Here is a 15392-nt window from a genome sequence, read left to right as displayed (position 1 = left end):
GAACGCATCTGGCACAGTGGACACCATGGGGAACCACCGCACCAGCGTCGCCACGGCCGTTACCGCTTTCTCGGCTGCGGCAGTTCTCGTGGGCTGTTCCCCCAGCGCACAGGATTCCGACAACCCCATCTACACGCAGGAGGCACCGGTGACAGAAAGCGAAGGCCCCAGCAACGGCAGCGAGGCCCCGGACGCAGACGCCGCCGCACCGTTCATCGGCACCTGGGTTGATCCGGACGGTCTCGGGTACCTGACCTTCACCGAGGATGGTTCGGTGCGGGGGTCCGATGCCTGCAACGGCATCGGCTCGACCTTCTCCGTTGAGGATGGGACCGCGACTGTCGAGCCTTTCGCCACGACCATGATGGCCTGTTCCGAGGGCTGGTCCCAGTGGCTGTTGCAGGTCACGACCGTGGAAGTCAGCGACACAGGCACCGAGATGGTGGTCTCCGGACGCGACGGCTCCGAAGCAGGCGTCCTGGTCCCCGGGGAGGAACCGCAGGACGCTACGCGTTGATCTCACCTGAGTTGTTCTCTTAGCGACTCCCCGAGGATCCGCACGGCCTCGCCGTAGCGGCCCGGTTCCGGGCCGGCGAAGTTCAGCCGCAGGAACCGGCCGGTCGGCTCGCTCGGGAAGAGGTCGTCGCCACCGGCGATGACCACTCCCCGTGCCTCGCAGTCGGCGACGAGACGGTCCAGATCCGCCCCGTCCGGCAGTCGCAGCCACAGATTCAGTCCACCGGTGGGCACCGCGGTCAGCTCCGCCTCGGGCAGATGCGTCCTCACCGCGGTGACCAGCAGGTCACGGCGGTGCGCCAACCGGTCCGGGAGCGTCCTGAGGTGACTACGCCAGGCCGGTGTCCCGAGGACGTCGAGGGCAGCGGCCTGGAGCAGCGGGGAGACGTACATTGCCGAGGCGCCGACGTTGCCGAGGATCCGCTCGCGTACCGGGCCGCGGGCGATGACTGCACCGACCCGCAGTGCCGGGGACAGTGACTTCGACAGGGACCGCATGTAGATCACCCGGCCGGAATCGTCACCGGCGGCCATCGGGGGCAGGGATGCCGCCGCACCATCGATCGCGAAGTCCTTGGCCCAGTCGTCCTCGACGAGGAAGGCTCCGTGGCGTGCGACGATCTCGAGGATGCGGCTCCGGGTCTCCGGTGACCACACCGCACCGGTCGGATTGGTGAACCGGGGCTGGGCGTAGAACAGCCGCGCCCCGGTCCGGGCGAGAACGCGGTCCAGCTCGGTCGGGTCCGGTCCGTCCGGGCCTGTGGGAAGCGGGACCATCCGGACGCCGGTCTGCCGTCCGGCGAGTACAGCACCCCAGTAGGTCGGGGACTCCAGGACGACGGACTCGCCCGGTCCGGTGACCGCCCGGAAGATCGCCGAGAGACCGGACTGCGTGCCCGGCAGCACGGTCACATCCGTGGCGGTGACTGGTGTGACTCCGGGTGGGGTCTGTACTGCCAGGTCCTGGGCGAACCAGTGCCGCAGTTCCTGCAGGCCCGCCCGGGGCGCGGCGGTCACCGCAGCGTCCGACCGGGCCGCACGGCCCAGCGACTGCCGGACCGTTTTCTCCGGCAGGAGGTCACGGTCCGGGTATCCGTTGTGCAGCGCCACGGCGTCCACCGGGGTGGGACGCAGCACCCCGGAGGTAGGGGTGGACCGGGATCCACCGGCTGGCCGTCCGGTGGCCTCCCCCAGTGCGCCGACCTGCCAGGAGAAGTCTGTCGGGCGCACACGCCGTGTCTCCGACGCCGTGGCGATGAAGGTGCCGACCCCTGGGCGGGTCTCCACGAGCCCCTCGGCAGTGAGTGCGCGTAGGGCCTCCTGCACGGTCACCGGTCCGAGGCCGTGCTCTCTCGCCAAGGTTCTGGTGGAGGGAAGTCGGGTGCCCGGTGAGCGTCCGGAGATCCAGGAGCGGAGTTCTCCGGCCAGTCGCGAACTGCTACTGTCAGACATGAGAAACCATGATAGCGCTACTGCAACAGAATCAAAACCGCTACTGAGGCCGGTACGGCAGTCCTCGAAGCTCCGGAACGTCCTCTACGAGATCCGTGGTCCGGTGGCCGACCGTGCCGCCGCCCTGGAACGCGAGGGCACCGACATCCTCAAGCTCAGCATCGGCAATCCCCAGCCGTTCGGGTTCACCGCTCCCCAGTCGATCGTGGAGAGCATGTCCCGCACCCTCGACGTCTCCCATGGTTACTCGGACTCCCACGGCCTGCCGGAGGCGGTGGAAGCCGTGATCTCCCGCTACGATGCCGTCCCGGACTTCCCGGAGCTCGACCGGGACCGGGTCTTCCTCGGCAACGGAGTCTCCGAACTGATCACCATGACCTGCCAGGCGATGGTGGACACCGGCGACGAGATCCTCGTCCCCGCCCCCGACTACCCCCTGTGGACAGCCATGGTCACACTGGCTGGCGGCACTGCGGTGCACTACCGCTGCGACGAGTCCGACGACTGGAACCCCGATCTCGCCGAACTGGAGGCCCGGATCACCGAGCGGACCACGGCGATCGTGGTGATCAACCCGAACAACCCGACCGGAGCGGTCTACCCGCCGCATATCCTGCGCGGGATCGCCGACATCGCCCGGCGTCACTCCCTGACCCTACTCGTCGACGAGATCTACGACGTCATCACCTACGACGGCACCTCCCACACCCATCTGGCGGCCATCGCCCCGGACGTTCTGACACTGAGTTACTCAGGTCTGTCGAAGTCGAGCCGGTTGGCCGGCTACCGCGCCGGGTGGATGGTGGTGACCGGACCGACGGAGCACGCCGAGGACTTCCTCCACGGACTCAACCTCATGGCGTCCACCCGGTTGTGCGCGAATGTGCCGGGCCAGCAGGCGGTCGTCGCCGCGCTGGGTGGTTCCGGGGCAGAGTCCGGGGAGAACGCGGACCTGCCGATCGGCGGGCTGACCGCCCCCGGTGGCCGACTGTGCCGCAGCCGCGACGTCGTGGCGTCCTCGTTGAATGCGATGGATGGGGTGAGCTGCGTGACACCCCGCGGGGCGCTGTACGCCTTCCCGCACCTTGACCCGGAGGTCCATGCGATCCGGAACGATGAGCAGCTGGTCATGGACCTGCTGGAGCGCGAGCACATCCTGCTGGTCCACGGCACCGGCTTCAACTGGCCTACCCCGGACCATCTACGCATCGTCCTGTTGCCCGAGGAGAAGGTGCTGGGCACGGCGATGGAGCGCATGGGGAACTTCCTGGCGTCCTACCGGCAGTGACGATGGCGGTTCCGATCCAGAATGTGACGGTCGTTAACAATTAGCCGATCGCCGCGATGGTACCGAGTGAGACGCCGCTCACACCGGCACGCAATGACCGGCGTCAACTATTTCCGACCGCCATGAGGAGTGGCAGGAACCATGACACACACCACACAACGCCCCCGACTCACCCGCAGGATCGCCACCGGGGCGGTGGCTGTCCTCGCCGCAGTGGGACTCACCGGAGTGCCCACCGCCACGGCCGCACCCGCCCTGCCGGACAACGTCACCGCATCGCTGCCGGAGTCATCGCTGCCGAGCCTGCAGTTCGCCGGACGCTGGGTTGACGTGAACCCGGCCGGCAACGGTGAGCTGACCTTCCACAACGGACGGGTCTCCGGCACCGACGGCTGCAACGGCATTGGCTCGACCTACCGGGTCACCGGCAACGGCATCCGGACCGCCCACGTCAAGCCGTTCGTCTCCACGTTGATCGCCTGCGACAACCAGTGGCTCAACGGAGTGAAGACCATCGACCACTACGGCGTGGTCATGGTCGTCCGCGGCCAGGACGGACAGGTCATCGGCCTGCTGCGTCCGGCCTGATTCTCGGGCTGCTCTGCCGGCACAGATCGCCGTGATCCACTCTCATTGCAGGTCACGGCGATTTATCTAAATTATCCATCGGCGTCAATTTATCCAATTTATCCTGTTTATCCTCTGGCGTGCGGGCTAAGATAGATCCTGACTTACCCTGGCAACCCGTTCCGTCCCGGCTTCGGCGAATCCCCCACCGTGTGGGCAGGCCGCCGCCCGATACTTGATGCGTACCGGACTGCCATCGAGACCGGTGCCGGCAGTACCGGCTGCATGATTCTCATCAACGGTTCCAGGGGCATCGGGAAAACCACCCTGGTCAACGAACTTGAGGACATCGCCACCTCGAACGGCTGGATGTTGCTACGGGCCCCGAGCCACCGGGGCCTCCATCGCGGGCCTCGGCTCAGTGTCCACCGAGCAGGAGGCCGGAGAGCCGGTCACCCCGACACTGAGCTCCCGATTACGCGCACTCAGTGAGATCACCACGGCCCACGGATCCGGCATCCTCATCACCGTCGACGAGATTCAGGCAGCAGACTCCGCTGATGTCGGCATTCTAGCCACCTCAGTCCAGGACCTCGTCCGTGACAACATCCCCGTCAGTTTCATCGGCGCAGGGCTCACTGCAGGAATCCACGAACTACTGAGCTCCCCGGGAACCACCTTCCTGCGCCGCAGTCGGCGTTTTCAGCTGGCACCGCTCCAGCCGCGGGACGCCACCGACCTACTACTGCGCACTGCAGAATCGACCGGTATAGTTTTCGACTCCGATACCACGGACCGTGCGATGACCGCCGCCTTCGGCTATCCGTACCTGCTCCAGCTCATCGGTTCCCTGGCCTGGGACAGTGCCAGGGCGGCGAATTCAGACCATGTCGCTGACGACATGGTGGAGGAGTCCATCGCCTTGGCGATTCCGGTTCTGGGGGGATCAGGTGCACCAACCTGAACTGGCGGCACTTCCTCACAGCCAGCTCAATTCCCTCCACGCGATGGCGGCTGTGATGGACTCCACCGATCCGGACGGCACCGACGGTGCTTTCCCGGTGCAAATCAGGGATGTCGCCGCGGAGCTCGGTAGAACCACTACCTCTGTTTCCACTGCGCGTGCGGCGCTCATCAACCGCGACATCATTCACGGACCCGCATGGGGTCAGGTCGCCTTCCGGTTGCCATACCTACGTCAGTACCTCGACAGTCCGGGTGGGCCCCTGGAAGTGTCCTAGCGCGACGGCGCCACACCACGACCGACGCGGCGTCCTCTAGGATTGCCCCATGACAAACCTCGTTTCCACTCCTCCGATCGCTTTCGTCATCGCCGGCTCCGAGGCCACCGGTGGCGCCGGCATCCAGGTCGACCTGAAGACCTTCCAGCAGCTCGGTGTCTACGGTGTCGGTGCCCTGTCCTGCATCGTCGCCTTCGACCCGAACAACGGTTGGGGCCACCGCTTCCACCCGGTCGACCCGGAGATCATCGCCGAGCAGTTCGAGGCCGCCCTGGCCACCCACGCGGTCGAGAACATGAACACCGCCAAGGTCGGCATGCTGGGCACCCCGGCGACCATCGAGATCGCCGCCGCCAAGCTTGCCGAACGGAACTGGAAGAACCTCGTCGTCGACCCGGTGCTGATCTGCAAGGGTCAGGAACCCGGTGCAGCACTGGACACCGACAACGCGTTGAAGGAGAAGATCCTCCCGCTGGCCACCGTGGTCACCCCGAATGTCTTCGAGTCGCAGAGTCTGTCGGGTATGGAGCGTATCGAGACTGTCGAGGATCTCGAGGAGGCCGCCAGGCGCATCGGCGAGAAGGTGCCCTATGTGCTGGCCAAGGGTGGCGTGGAGTTGTCTGGCGAGGACGCCGTGGACGTGCTGTGGGACGGCCACGAGATCACTCGCTTCGCGGTGCCGAAGATCGGCGAGCAGCGGGTCTCCGGTGCCGGCTGCACCGTCGCCGCCGCGCTCACTGCCGAGCTGGCCAAGGGCAGCGACGTCGCCACCGCCGTGCAGGTCGCCAAGGACCTGGTCACCCGTGGCATCCAGCACCGCGTCACCGCGAACACCCCGTTCGACACCGTCTGGCAGGGCGCATAGCACTCTTCCATCATTGACAGTACTGTCGTTGACTGACAGTATGGGAGTGTGGAGTTCAGGGACAGGGCACTCGAAGAGTTTCACTTTTCTGGACGCCCACCGCGTGATGTGCCACCTGAACTCCGCAAAGTTCTTCGACGGAAACTGGCCATGCTCGACCAGTCCAAGAGCCTCAATGATCTTCGGGTGCCTCCTTCAAACCATCTGGAGAAGCTCAAGTCTGATCTCGCCGGCTACCACAGCATCAGGGTTAACAAACAGTTCCGTATGGTTTTCATCTGGACGGAAAGAGGAGCAGAAGATGTCCACTTCATCGACTACCACTGTTCACGGAGCCGCTCCCGACGACCGGGTACCGTACCCGCACCCAGGCGAAATCCTGCAGGAAGAGTTCCTGGAGCCGCTCGCAATCTCCCAGTACAGGCTGTCCAAGGACACCGGGATCTCCGAATCTCACGTCTCCAAAATCGTACGTGGTGCAGCTGGGGTCACCGCTGCCACAGCAGTCCGATTGGCCGCGTACTTCGGCAACTCTGCTGAATTCTGGCTCGGGCTACAGGAAGCCCACGATCTTGACGAAGCCCGCGCAAGCATCGACATCACCGCGATTCCGCGGGCCAGCATCAACTACGGTTAGCTCACCTCCGGCGGTAGCGGTTGGTGGTGAGTTCCTCGTGGCCGGGTACGTCACCCGAGACGTACCGGGACCAGGCCGTGCGGAACAGGGACGTCACCGGCACATGTGGCGGGCACCCGGTCAACACCGGCCGGGCCTTCACATCGGCCCACATCAGATACATCGGCACCTTCCACACCTCCATCGGTTTGGCCGGCTCATAGCCACCCCGTCCTTCCAGCCACTCGCCGGGCAGGAAGAACGACCGTGCGGCCCCGGCACGCTTCGCCTGTACCACCACACCGGCGGCGACGAGCTCGGCACCGGCGGCGTCGATGTCCTTCTTCCTCCACCCGTTCCAGCCACGCCCCTTCGCGTCGGTAGGCAGCGATAGAGCAAGCAGCTGCAGGAAGTAGCGTGCGGCGTCCTCACTGACCCCGAGCTTCCCAGTCACCTCCGATACGAGATCAGGCACCGAGTTCCCCGGGTCGTTTACCTCGCCGGGACGCTCCGGGTACACGGTGTCCAGGTCCGCGATGAGCTCGTCGACCAGCCCCTCGGTGAGGACCCGCACCACCTGGCGCATCGGGGTGACGTACTCGGTGAAGGCGGGGTCGTCGACCGGGCAACCGATGTCCATCGTCCCGATGCTCTTCGCATTCTCCGGGTCGGCCATGTACTCCTCCGACGCCTTCACCATCCATCGCAGCAGCGTGGCGAAAGAGGGACGCCGAGGATCGTCGAGACTGAGCTCACCGACTACCGCGAGCACCGCAGGAATCACCGTTTTCGGGTAACCGAGCTGCTCTTTGCCGAGCAGCAGCAGTCTGGTCAGGGTGAAGGTGGGGTTCTGCCAGGAGTTGTCGGCGCCATCGATGGTCAACCACTCGGCATGGGTGAGGGTGAGCAACCGTTGCCGGTGAGTGTCCGCCACAGGGAGGCCATGCCCTCCGCCGGAGTCTTCCCGTCGAGGGATGCGGTGAGAAGCCTGTCGAGGACCGCGTGGTCGACTGCCCGGATCTGGTGCTCTGCCAGCTCCATCTCCTTGACCGTGCAACCACAGCGTTTACGCAGGTCGGAGTCGATGTTTCCGGACGTACGGACACCACCGAGCAGCATCCGGCACATCGGTGCGGCGAAACCGGTCGCGTCGGCCAGGACGGCAACCTGCCCGGCATCTACCACCTTCTCAGCGTTATCCTCTGCCGCAGCGAGCACCTCGTCCAACGCGGTGAGCAATTCCCCGGCGTCCATACGGTTTTCGCGGCGTGGGGATCCGTCAAGCAGTGGCACGGTCAGGGCATCCCGGTTCGAGCGCTTCACCACCACGTCCACAGGTTCTCCGGGCGAGGGCATTCTTCCGTAACCTCGCCGACCGACGAGGGTGTGAACCTGGGCGCCGAGGTCGACCCACTGCGGTTCCGCCGCGCCCAGCGCGACCAGTGCTCGGGCATCATCCGGGGCGGTGATGGTGACCAGGTCGTACTCGCCGCCGAGGATGCCGGCGGCCACCAGGTCGCGCACGAATCCGACGGCATTGCCGAGGTCCTCGTTGACCGGGTCAGCCAGCGTGGTCCTCCACCGGGCCACAAGCCGTCGTTCCCGGCCCATGTACTGGGCCAGGGCGTGGTCACTGATCCAGGACCTGGCACCGGAGTAAGTCCCCGTCTGCTCCCCGGAGATGATCGCGCGCAATCGGGCGGCGATCAGCCGCAGGTCGTCGGCGTCCGGCCCGTAAGAGGCATTGTCGAAGGCATTGGCACCGGCATCGGTGAGCCCGGTGCCGATGTCGTCGCTGGCATCACCGTCCGTCTCCTCCTCGGTGAGGAGGCCACGCAGCCGGGACCACTCATCGTCGAGCACAGCCACATCAGCGGCCACGTGGACCACCGCGTCGATGATCGCGTCATCGGTGGCACCGAGCTGTTCAGTGACGATCCCCGGACGAAGTCCGGATCCAGGACCACGGTGGTGTGGCTTGCCCCGTCGTCACTGCGGTAGGAGTAGGAACTCGCCACCGTCGGCAGTGCCCGGTCAGTGAGATCCCTGTCGGCCAGGGCTTCAAGTACCGCCGCGGCGTCCCCGGTGGTGTACCCGCGCATCCGCTCACTGGCCTGCGGATCCCGGGGTGTGGTCATGCACCACAGTGGTGCCGTCAGCTGATGGAGGCAGTGTCGCGCTCCTGAGACGCTGGTGGCCGAGGACAGGTAGGCGCCTGTCGTCGGTGACAGTACCTGCTCCGCGACCAGCACCTGGGTGACCCCGCCAGGCAGACGCATCAGCGGCCCGGCCGTGTCATCGCCTCGGAACGCGCCCAGTACATCCCCGGCGCGGACGATCCCGACCGGGGTCAGCACGATCGAGGCGGAACCGAACTGTCGGCCACTGACTCCGATCGTCACCTGGCGACCTGCCACTGATCCAGTGGGGCTATCACCGATCTCCTCCGGCAGGCCCACGATGAGGCTCCCGCCCCACATGGTGTGTCGTTGGTCAGGGTCGCCAGGATCGAACCCCACCTGTTCCAGGAACCCGCCCGGGGCGTCGAGGCCGAGTGCGGCATGGATCTCGGAGTCATCGGCGTAAACAGCGCTGCCCAGCGATTCCCCGGTGGCTCGGTCGAAGCGGCAGACCTCCTGCCCCCAACCGCTGACGCTGTAGATCACGTCCCCGGGCAGGTCCAGGATCCCCGAGCGGTCAGCATCGGGCAGGTCGCCGCCGGGACGCAGGACACTGCCGCCGAGCAACCGCCCCGGGTGGTCGGCATCGCCGATCGGCACGGTCACCGGCGGGTGCCAGTAGCCGACCCGTTCCCCTTCCACCGCCGCAGGCTCGCCGAACCACCAGAGGTAGGTCGTCCAGGTGTTCTGGTCCCGGTAGATGACCACACCGGTGTCGCCGACGGTGTAGACGGCCGTGACCTCTGCCCCACCGAACGGTCCGGTGCCGGAGTAGAACACGCCCTCGGGGCCGACGACCTCGATGTGCTCCCCGCCGATCAGAGCCACATGTGGGTAGCTGGCGCAGACGGTGACTCCGTCTGCCTGCCCACGACTGCGCGACGCGGGGTGTTTCTCTGCCCAGTCTGCGGCGTGGACGCACACCCGTCGGTAGGCGTCCTCGTACACCGGCCAGGTGAGCTCGGTGACCAGGCCCGCGTTGACGGCCGCGACGAGTTCCTCGGCCGGTTCGAAGGAGAACAGGCGGTCCACGGCGTCCGGTGCCAGCTCGCGCACCCGGGGGTCGGCGAGCTGCTCGAGCACCTCGGTGGTGGCCGAGCCCAGGGTGGGTAGTGCGCCGGTGAGTCGCTCACGGGTGGCGGCGAGGTTCTCCAGCAGACCCGCCAGCATCACCCGGGTGCCGGAGTGCTCCAACAGCAGGTCGAGGTGCTCGCCGAGCATGGACATGCCGGTGGTCTCCCCCAGGACCGTCGGGCCCAGCACCGGGTCGGCGGCGAGATGGGCGAGGTCACCGTAGGGATCCTTGTACCAGTGTCGGACGCTGGGGGTGGCCTGCCAGTGGCCGTCCTCGGAATCCAGGCCGATCGAGAGTCCTGCGGTGAGCAGTGCATCCAGCAGGGCGGGGTGCACCCCCCACCCCGCAAGCCCGACTGTCGGCAGCGACGCCAATCCGGACGCTGCCCGGCCGAACTCCTCGTAGAGCTTCGGCATCGGTTGACGCAGGTCATGGGAGAAGTCGTCGATCAGCTTCACCAGCCAGGCGGCGTACCGAGCCGAGCGTGCCGGATCTGCGGAGTCCCCCCCCCCCGCAGTTGCTCCAGCGCCCCGCTGTCCTCCAGTAGCATCAGGAAGTCCTCCACCGGCAGTTCAGTTGGCGTGTTGTCGGCGACGACGGCTGCCACGGCTCGCCGTTGATGTCCGGGGGCGGCGTTGGCGGTGCTGGACCGGGTGATCCCCACAGAGTCAGCGTCGCGGATCGGCAGTTGGCTGGACCTCGGTGCCCATGCCTCGACACGGAAGATCCAGGAACGGCGCCTGGCCGGCTATCTCGCCGGCTCCTCTCACACCTGGACCACCTCCGGGGCGGTCGATGGCCTGGTCGACCGGGTCAGTACCGCCAGCGACGACCTCTTCGTCGCGGCACTCCCGGCGTTGAGGGGCGCCTCCGACACGGTCGCAGCAGCAGAGCGGGAGGATTTCCTCGACCATCTGGCCGCACTGCTCGGCGACCGCCCCGACGGGGACCTCGACATCCCGGCGGCGACGATGACGGGGTTCGCCACCATCGATGCGGATGCCCGCCGCAGGTTGGAGGCCCTCGGGCTCGCGGACGTGCACTTCGCGCCGGAGACCCGGTGGCGACTGGTCCTCGGCGCGGACCCCGAGGCGTTGCCGCCGACGGCCTCACGGATGGCATCCACCCTCGACGAGCTCTACGGCGACCCGGGGCCGGGGAGATCGAGGCTCTCTTCGGTTCCGACCAGGTCCAGGAGATCCTGGCCACCGCCGCGGAAAAGGGCCGCGCCGATGCACTGCTCGGACCGGACGGCTCCAGCACCATCGACCCGGAGTCGGTGCGTCCCTCGGTGGAGCTGCTGGGCACGGTACTCGGGTTGCGCGGGGCGCTGTCCGAATCCCAGTTGGGCATGCTGCGACCTCTGGTGTCCCGCCTGGTCGATGAACTGTCGAAGGAACTGGCCTCCCGGATCACCCCGGTGCTCGCCGGACTGGCCAGCAGCCGGCCGAGCGTCCGGAGGACCGGGAAACTCGACCTACCGGCGACGATCAGGTGCAACCTGCGGCACGTCGCGGAGGTCGACGGTCGTCGTCTGGTCGTCCCGGAGACACCGGTGTTCCGCTCGCCGGTGCGGAAGACCTCGCCGTGGCACATCATCGTGGTGGTGGACGTCTCCCCCTCGATGGAGACCTCGACCATCTATGCCGCGGTCACCGCGTCGATCCTGTCTGGGATCGCGACGTACCGGCTCAGCGTGCTCACCTTCGACTCGGAGGTCATGGACCTGTCCGGGTACGCCGACGACCCACTGTCCCTGCTGCTGGAGATCTCCCCCGGTGGTGGCACCGACATCGCGAAAGCCGTCACGGTGGCCGCGCAGCAGGTCACCGATCCGACACGGACGGCCAAGGTCGTCATCAGTGACTTCGAGGAGGGTGGTTCGGTGCCTGCGTTGGTCGGCAGGGTACGCGACCTGGTGGAGTCCGGGGTCCGGATGCTGGGGTGTGCCGCGCTCACTGACGGGGACACCTCCTCCGGCGGTGCCGACAGCGTCACCGGGGTCTCCTACAACGTCGGGGTGACCCGCCAGCTCGCAGCGGTGGGGATGCGTGTCGCCCCGGTGTCACCGGTGCAGCTGGCCCGGTGGGTCGGCGAGGTTCTTCGCTGACCCACGCCGAGCTGGTGCTCACATGCCGATCCGGAACGCCGGGACGTCCTGGTCGACGACCCAGGGCTCGGCGTGCAGGGTGAAGACTTCCTCGGCGGTGCGTCCGGTCTTCTGGCCGTCGGCGAAGGTTCCCTCGTCGAGCACCAGGTAGGCCACAGTGTCCATGAGGTACATGAACAGGTCCTCGGGAGACATGCTGGTGTTCTCCACCTGCAGCTCGGGGTGCCCCATCGGCCACAGCCCGTAGGTGTAGGCGGAGGTCCCCTCCGGACCGGGGCGCAGCCACGCCGAAACCCACAGCGGCCACGGCGTGGAGCCGAACTGGCCGGTCGCCACCTGCTGCAGGAACGGCAGACCGAAGGTGGACGCCGCAGTGCCCGAATAGTAACCGGCCAGGCCCGGCAGTCGGCACAGCGCCACGGTCAGCATCCCGTGCACCCGGGCGACGGTCAACTGTGTCTGTCGCGCCGACAGGTCGGCGATCTTCTCCGCGGGCTCCCCGGTGAACTCCGGCGGCACGGCGATCAGGACCTGCGCTGTGTGGGTGGAGACCCGCTCCCGGTCGTCGCCCTGGCAGTACAGCTGGTGGGCGTTCTGCTCGGCCTCCTGGTTCGGCACCGGGGCGTCGATGACGGTCAGAAAGGCGGTGGCGCCGAACTTCTTGATCCGCACCTCCACCACGCCGTCCTTGCCGTCCACGGCCTCAGCGGTCAGGCCGATCTCCTCGGGGACGTCTGTGACCTTGGCGATGACCTCCTCGACGGTCGGGGCCCCGGTGAAGAGCAGGTCACCGAGCATCAGGTGCGGGGTGAAGTCGGCGGCTGGGACAGTGGAGTTCTCGTCGGACATGACCGCCACGCTACCTGAGTGCCTCCGCTGTTCATCGACCCCGGTCGGGGCACACGGGAGTAGTCTCAAAGGAGAAACCACCGTCTCACCACAGGAGTCATCTGATGGCTACCGACTTCCCCACCCCCGAACTCACCGAGCGCCCGGAACAGCACCTCGCCGTAGTGCGGGAAACCGTCGCGATGGAGGACATCCCGAAACTCTTCGACCGTGCCTTCCCGTTGATCCTCACCACTCTGGGTGCCGCCGGGATCTCCCCCTCCGGCCCTCCCATGGGTGTCACCCACGGTATGCCGGACGAGAAGATCGACCTCGCCGCCGCCGTCCCCGTGGATGCCCCGATCAGCGCCGACGGGGAGGTCACCCCGGAGACCCTGCCGGCGGGCCGGACGGTCACCCTCATGGTGCGTGGCGGCTACGATCTGATCACTGCCGCCTACGAGCACCTCTTCGACTGGATCACCACCGAGGGGCTGACCCCCACCGGTATCGTCTGGGAGCAGTACCTCACCGAGCCGACGCCGAACGGCGACCCGGACGCCAACGAAACCCTCCTCGGTGCACACGTGGAGTAGTTGCGGTGTGACCGGGGAGGGACATCGGCGACCTGTGCGACAATCGTCCTCATGCCGATCGACTTCGCCACCCCGGGCAACGAGCCCTCCAGACCGCAGAATTTCCAGGTGGACCTCGGCGGGGTCGTCGACCTGCTCAGCCGGCACATCTACTCCGGCCCGCGGGTGTACCTGCGTGAACTGCTGCAGAATGCGGTGGACGCGATCACCGCCCGCCGGGAGCAAGACGGCGCGACCGGCACTGACAACGGGCACATCCGGATCCGTCCGCTCACCGACGGCCCCGACACCCGGACCACCCTGTCCCTCACCGACGACGGAATTGGCCTCACCTCCGCCGAAGCCACCGAGCTGCTGGCCACGGTGGGTCGGACCTCCAAGCGCGACGAATTCGGCCTGCAACGCTCCGGACGCCTCGGCCAGTTCGGCATCGGATTGCTGAGCTGCTTCATGGTCGCCGACACGATCACCATGGTTTCCCGCTCTGCGATACGGGGTGCGGCTGCCGTGCGGTGGCAGGGGCATGCCGACGGCACCTTCGACCTGCAGGAACTCTCCGCCGCCGAGACCGATGCCCTGCCCGTGGGCACCACGGTGCACCTGTCGCCGCGTCCGGACGAACGTACCCTGCTCACCGAGGACGCCGTGGTACGCATCGCCGGTGAGTACGGCAGCTACCTGCCCGTCGAGATCCGGGTGGAGGGTGTCAAACACACCACGGTGAGCCGGTCACCGGTGTTCTCCCCGGACATCTCCCGCTACCTTCGCCTGCAGGAGGGCTCGACCCGGCTGGGGCGGGCCCCGTTCGATGTCATCGACCTCTCCACCGACGGTGATGACTCCGCTGGCAGCGCTGACACAGAGGGCGTGGCCTACGTCCTGCCCTCACCGCAGGCACCGCACATGACCCGACGGCACAGCGTGTACGTCAACCGGATGCTGGTCGACCACGGTCCCTCACCGGTGGTGCCTGCCTGGGCGTTCTTCGTGGAGTGCGAGATCAACTCCACCCGCCTGTCCCCCACCGCCTCACGCGAGGCGTTGGTGGAGGACGAGGCCCTCGCCGCAACCCGCGACCACGTCGCCCAGCGGATCCGCTCCTGGCTGCTGGACCTGGGGCGTAGGACCCCGCACCGGCTGCGCGAGCTCACCGCAATTCATGACCTGGCCCTACGCTCACTGTGCCTGTCCGACCCCGAACTGGCCGACACGGTGCTGGGGTTCATCACCCTGGAGACCACCCGTGGCCGACTGCCGATCGAGGAGATCGTGGAACTGTGCCGCACCGAAAAGTTGGGGTTGCGGGTGGCGGGCAGTCTCGACGACTTCCGGCAGATTCGTGCCTTGGGCGACAACAACGGCATCACCGGCATCACTGTCAACGGCGGCTACGTCCACGACGATGAACTGGCCTACCTGGTCCCCACCGTCTTCGACGGTGTGACGGTCGGCCCGGCGGACCTGCGGGAGTCCTTGGACGCCATGGACGTGCCGCCGATGGAAGCGTCCGCTATTTCCTTGACTCTCGCCAACAGGGTCACCGCCGCACTGGAGGAGGTCTCCGTGTCCGGCATGGTGCGGGTGTTCTCCCCCACCGATTCCCCGGCGGTGGTGGTGATGGACACCGCGGCCGGTGCCGCCCGCGACCGTGACGAGGCCCGTGGTTCCACCACCGACCAGTGGGCCGGGATCCTGGACACCCTCGACGCACTCGACGCCGCTGACTCCACAGATTCCCCGGGCCAGACCCCCACAGCGCCCCGCGCGACCGGGGCAGGTACCGCTGGTCCACTGTCGATGCTGGTGCTGAACTGGTCGAATCCCCTGGTGCGCCAACTGGCCAACGCCCACGACGATGCCGTGGTCGCCCGCACCGTCCGACTGCTGTACGTGCAGGCGTTGCTGGCCGGGCGCCGTCCACTCGGTACCCGGGAACGGGCGATGCTCACCGGCTCCCTGTCGGACCTTGTGGCACTGTTGATCGGGCCGGACGTCGACAGCGACTGGTGACCGACTGGTGCCCGACTGGTGTCCAGCACTGCGGCTACACTTCACCCC

Annotated in this window: 14 protein-coding genes and 2 pseudogenes; 12 read left to right on the top strand and 4 right to left on the bottom strand. The window is 67.1% G+C overall.

Going from position 1 to position 15392, the window contains the following annotated elements; translation table 11 throughout:
• The first annotated feature begins 25 nt into the window (after positions 1-25).
• Positions 26-517, top strand: a complete 492-nt coding sequence (locus ACTXPP_RS08175; protein WP_443341721.1) for an META domain-containing protein — start codon at positions 26-28, stop codon at positions 515-517.
• A 2-nt stretch (positions 518-519) separates the two neighbouring features.
• On the opposite strand, the gene ACTXPP_RS08170 is transcribed toward ACTXPP_RS08175, so the two are convergent.
• Positions 520-1968 carry an aminotransferase-like domain-containing protein gene (locus tag ACTXPP_RS08170; RefSeq protein ID WP_443341720.1) on the bottom strand — a complete coding sequence of 483 codons (1449 nt, stop codon included), beginning with the start codon at positions 1966-1968 and terminating at the stop codon, positions 520-522.
• Between ACTXPP_RS08170 and ACTXPP_RS08165 the strand changes: the two genes are divergently transcribed.
• The 7 genes and pseudogenes from ACTXPP_RS08165 to ACTXPP_RS08140 all read left to right on the top strand — a co-directional run bounded on the left by ACTXPP_RS08165 (position 1967) and on the right by ACTXPP_RS08140 (position 6566).
• A complete protein-coding gene (locus ACTXPP_RS08165; protein ID WP_443341718.1) occupies positions 1967-3256 on the top strand; it encodes a pyridoxal phosphate-dependent aminotransferase in 1290 nt (429 codons plus the stop codon). The genes ACTXPP_RS08170 and ACTXPP_RS08165 overlap by 2 nt on opposite strands.
• Before the next feature lie 141 nt (positions 3257-3397).
• Positions 3398-3844, top strand: coding sequence for an META domain-containing protein (locus ACTXPP_RS08160; protein WP_443341717.1), 447 nt, complete (start codon positions 3398-3400; stop codon positions 3842-3844).
• A gap of 400 nt (positions 3845-4244) precedes the next feature.
• Positions 4245-4787, top strand: a complete 543-nt coding sequence (locus tag ACTXPP_RS08155) for a hypothetical protein (RefSeq protein ID WP_443341716.1) — start codon at positions 4245-4247, stop codon at positions 4785-4787.
• Positions 4711-5064 (top strand): DUF8462 domain-containing protein, encoded by a 354-nt coding sequence (locus ACTXPP_RS14260; protein WP_504430077.1) that lies wholly within the window; start codon positions 4711-4713, stop codon positions 5062-5064. The genes ACTXPP_RS08155 and ACTXPP_RS14260 overlap by 77 nt, the downstream gene beginning before the upstream one ends.
• A gap of 49 nt (positions 5065-5113) precedes the next feature.
• Entirely contained in the window at positions 5114-5929 is an 816-nt protein-coding gene (locus ACTXPP_RS08150; RefSeq protein ID WP_443341715.1) for a hydroxymethylpyrimidine/phosphomethylpyrimidine kinase, read from the top strand.
• A 48-nt stretch (positions 5930-5977) separates the two neighbouring features.
• Positions 5978-6193, top strand: a pseudogene (locus ACTXPP_RS08145) (type II toxin-antitoxin system RelE/ParE family toxin); the annotation flags it as partial.
• Positions 6194-6230: 37 nt separating this feature from the next.
• Positions 6231-6566, top strand: coding sequence for a HigA family addiction module antitoxin (locus ACTXPP_RS08140; RefSeq protein WP_301497631.1), 336 nt, complete (start codon positions 6231-6233; stop codon positions 6564-6566).
• Position 6567: 1 nt separating this feature from the next.
• On the opposite strand, the gene ACTXPP_RS08135 is transcribed toward ACTXPP_RS08140, so the two are convergent.
• Together ACTXPP_RS08135 and ACTXPP_RS08130 are read right to left on the bottom strand one after the other, a co-directional pair.
• Positions 6568-7479: a hypothetical protein gene (locus ACTXPP_RS08135; RefSeq protein WP_443341713.1), complete on the bottom strand. Its 912-nt coding sequence runs from the start codon at positions 7477-7479 to the stop codon at positions 6568-6570.
• Between the two features lie 772 nt (positions 7480-8251).
• A complete protein-coding gene (locus ACTXPP_RS08130; RefSeq protein WP_443341711.1) occupies positions 8252-10258 on the bottom strand; it encodes a hypothetical protein in 2007 nt (668 codons plus the stop codon).
• 183 nt (positions 10259-10441) lie between these two features.
• Between ACTXPP_RS08130 and ACTXPP_RS08125 the strand changes: the two are divergent.
• Positions 10442-10675: pseudogene (locus ACTXPP_RS08125) on the top strand (hypothetical protein); the annotation flags it as partial.
• A 185-nt stretch (positions 10676-10860) separates the two neighbouring features.
• Positions 10861-11910: a VWA domain-containing protein gene (locus ACTXPP_RS08120; protein ID WP_301496918.1), complete on the top strand. Its 1050-nt coding sequence runs from the start codon at positions 10861-10863 to the stop codon at positions 11908-11910.
• 18 nt (positions 11911-11928) lie between these two features.
• On the opposite strand, the gene ACTXPP_RS08115 is transcribed toward ACTXPP_RS08120, so the two are convergent.
• A complete protein-coding gene (locus ACTXPP_RS08115; RefSeq protein ID WP_301496916.1) occupies positions 11929-12759 on the bottom strand; it encodes a DUF4261 domain-containing protein in 831 nt (276 codons plus the stop codon).
• A gap of 104 nt (positions 12760-12863) precedes the next feature.
• On the opposite strand from ACTXPP_RS08115, the gene ACTXPP_RS08110 reads away from it, so the two are divergent.
• On the top strand, positions 12864-13334 hold the full coding sequence (locus tag ACTXPP_RS08110; protein ID WP_443341708.1) for a GyrI-like domain-containing protein: 471 nt from the start codon (positions 12864-12866) through the stop codon (positions 13332-13334).
• 51 nt (positions 13335-13385) lie between these two features.
• Entirely contained in the window at positions 13386-15344 is a 1959-nt protein-coding gene (locus tag ACTXPP_RS08105; RefSeq protein ID WP_443341706.1) for an HSP90 family protein, read from the top strand.
• Positions 15345-15392 lie beyond the last annotated feature (48 nt).

It is taken from the genome of Candidatus Corynebacterium faecigallinarum (assembly GCF_052264515.1).
GTDB lineage: Bacteria > Actinomycetota > Actinomycetes > Mycobacteriales > Mycobacteriaceae > Corynebacterium > Corynebacterium faecigallinarum.
Note: the sequence above shows the minus strand (reverse complement) of the source record. Positions and strands in the feature narration are given on the sequence as shown.

What these genes read in the sequence shown, in the direction of transcription:
- ACTXPP_RS08175 (WP_443341721.1), top strand. Translation starts at nt 26, where the DNA reads ATGGGGAACCACCGCACCAGCGTCGCCACGGCCGTTACCGCTTTCTCG.
- ACTXPP_RS08110 (WP_443341708.1), top strand. Translation starts at nt 12,864, where the DNA reads ATGGCTACCGACTTCCCCACCCCCGAACTCACCGAGCGCCCGGAACAG.
- ACTXPP_RS08170 (WP_443341720.1), bottom strand. Translation starts at nt 1,968, where the DNA reads ATGTCTGACAGTAGCAGTTCGCGACTGGCCGGAGAACTCCGCTCCTGG.
- ACTXPP_RS14260 (WP_504430077.1), top strand. Translation starts at nt 4,711, where the DNA reads ATGTCGCTGACGACATGGTGGAGGAGTCCATCGCCTTGGCGATTCCGG.
- ACTXPP_RS08160 (WP_443341717.1), top strand. Translation starts at nt 3,398, where the DNA reads ATGACACACACCACACAACGCCCCCGACTCACCCGCAGGATCGCCACC.
- ACTXPP_RS08115 (WP_301496916.1), bottom strand. Translation starts at nt 12,759, where the DNA reads ATGTCCGACGAGAACTCCACTGTCCCAGCCGCCGACTTCACCCCGCAC.
- ACTXPP_RS08165 (WP_443341718.1), top strand. Translation starts at nt 1,967, where the DNA reads ATGAGAAACCATGATAGCGCTACTGCAACAGAATCAAAACCGCTACTG.
- ACTXPP_RS08105 (WP_443341706.1), top strand. Translation starts at nt 13,386, where the DNA reads ATGCCGATCGACTTCGCCACCCCGGGCAACGAGCCCTCCAGACCGCAG.
- ACTXPP_RS08150 (WP_443341715.1), top strand. Translation starts at nt 5,114, where the DNA reads ATGACAAACCTCGTTTCCACTCCTCCGATCGCTTTCGTCATCGCCGGC.
- ACTXPP_RS08140 (WP_301497631.1), top strand. Translation starts at nt 6,231, where the DNA reads ATGTCCACTTCATCGACTACCACTGTTCACGGAGCCGCTCCCGACGAC.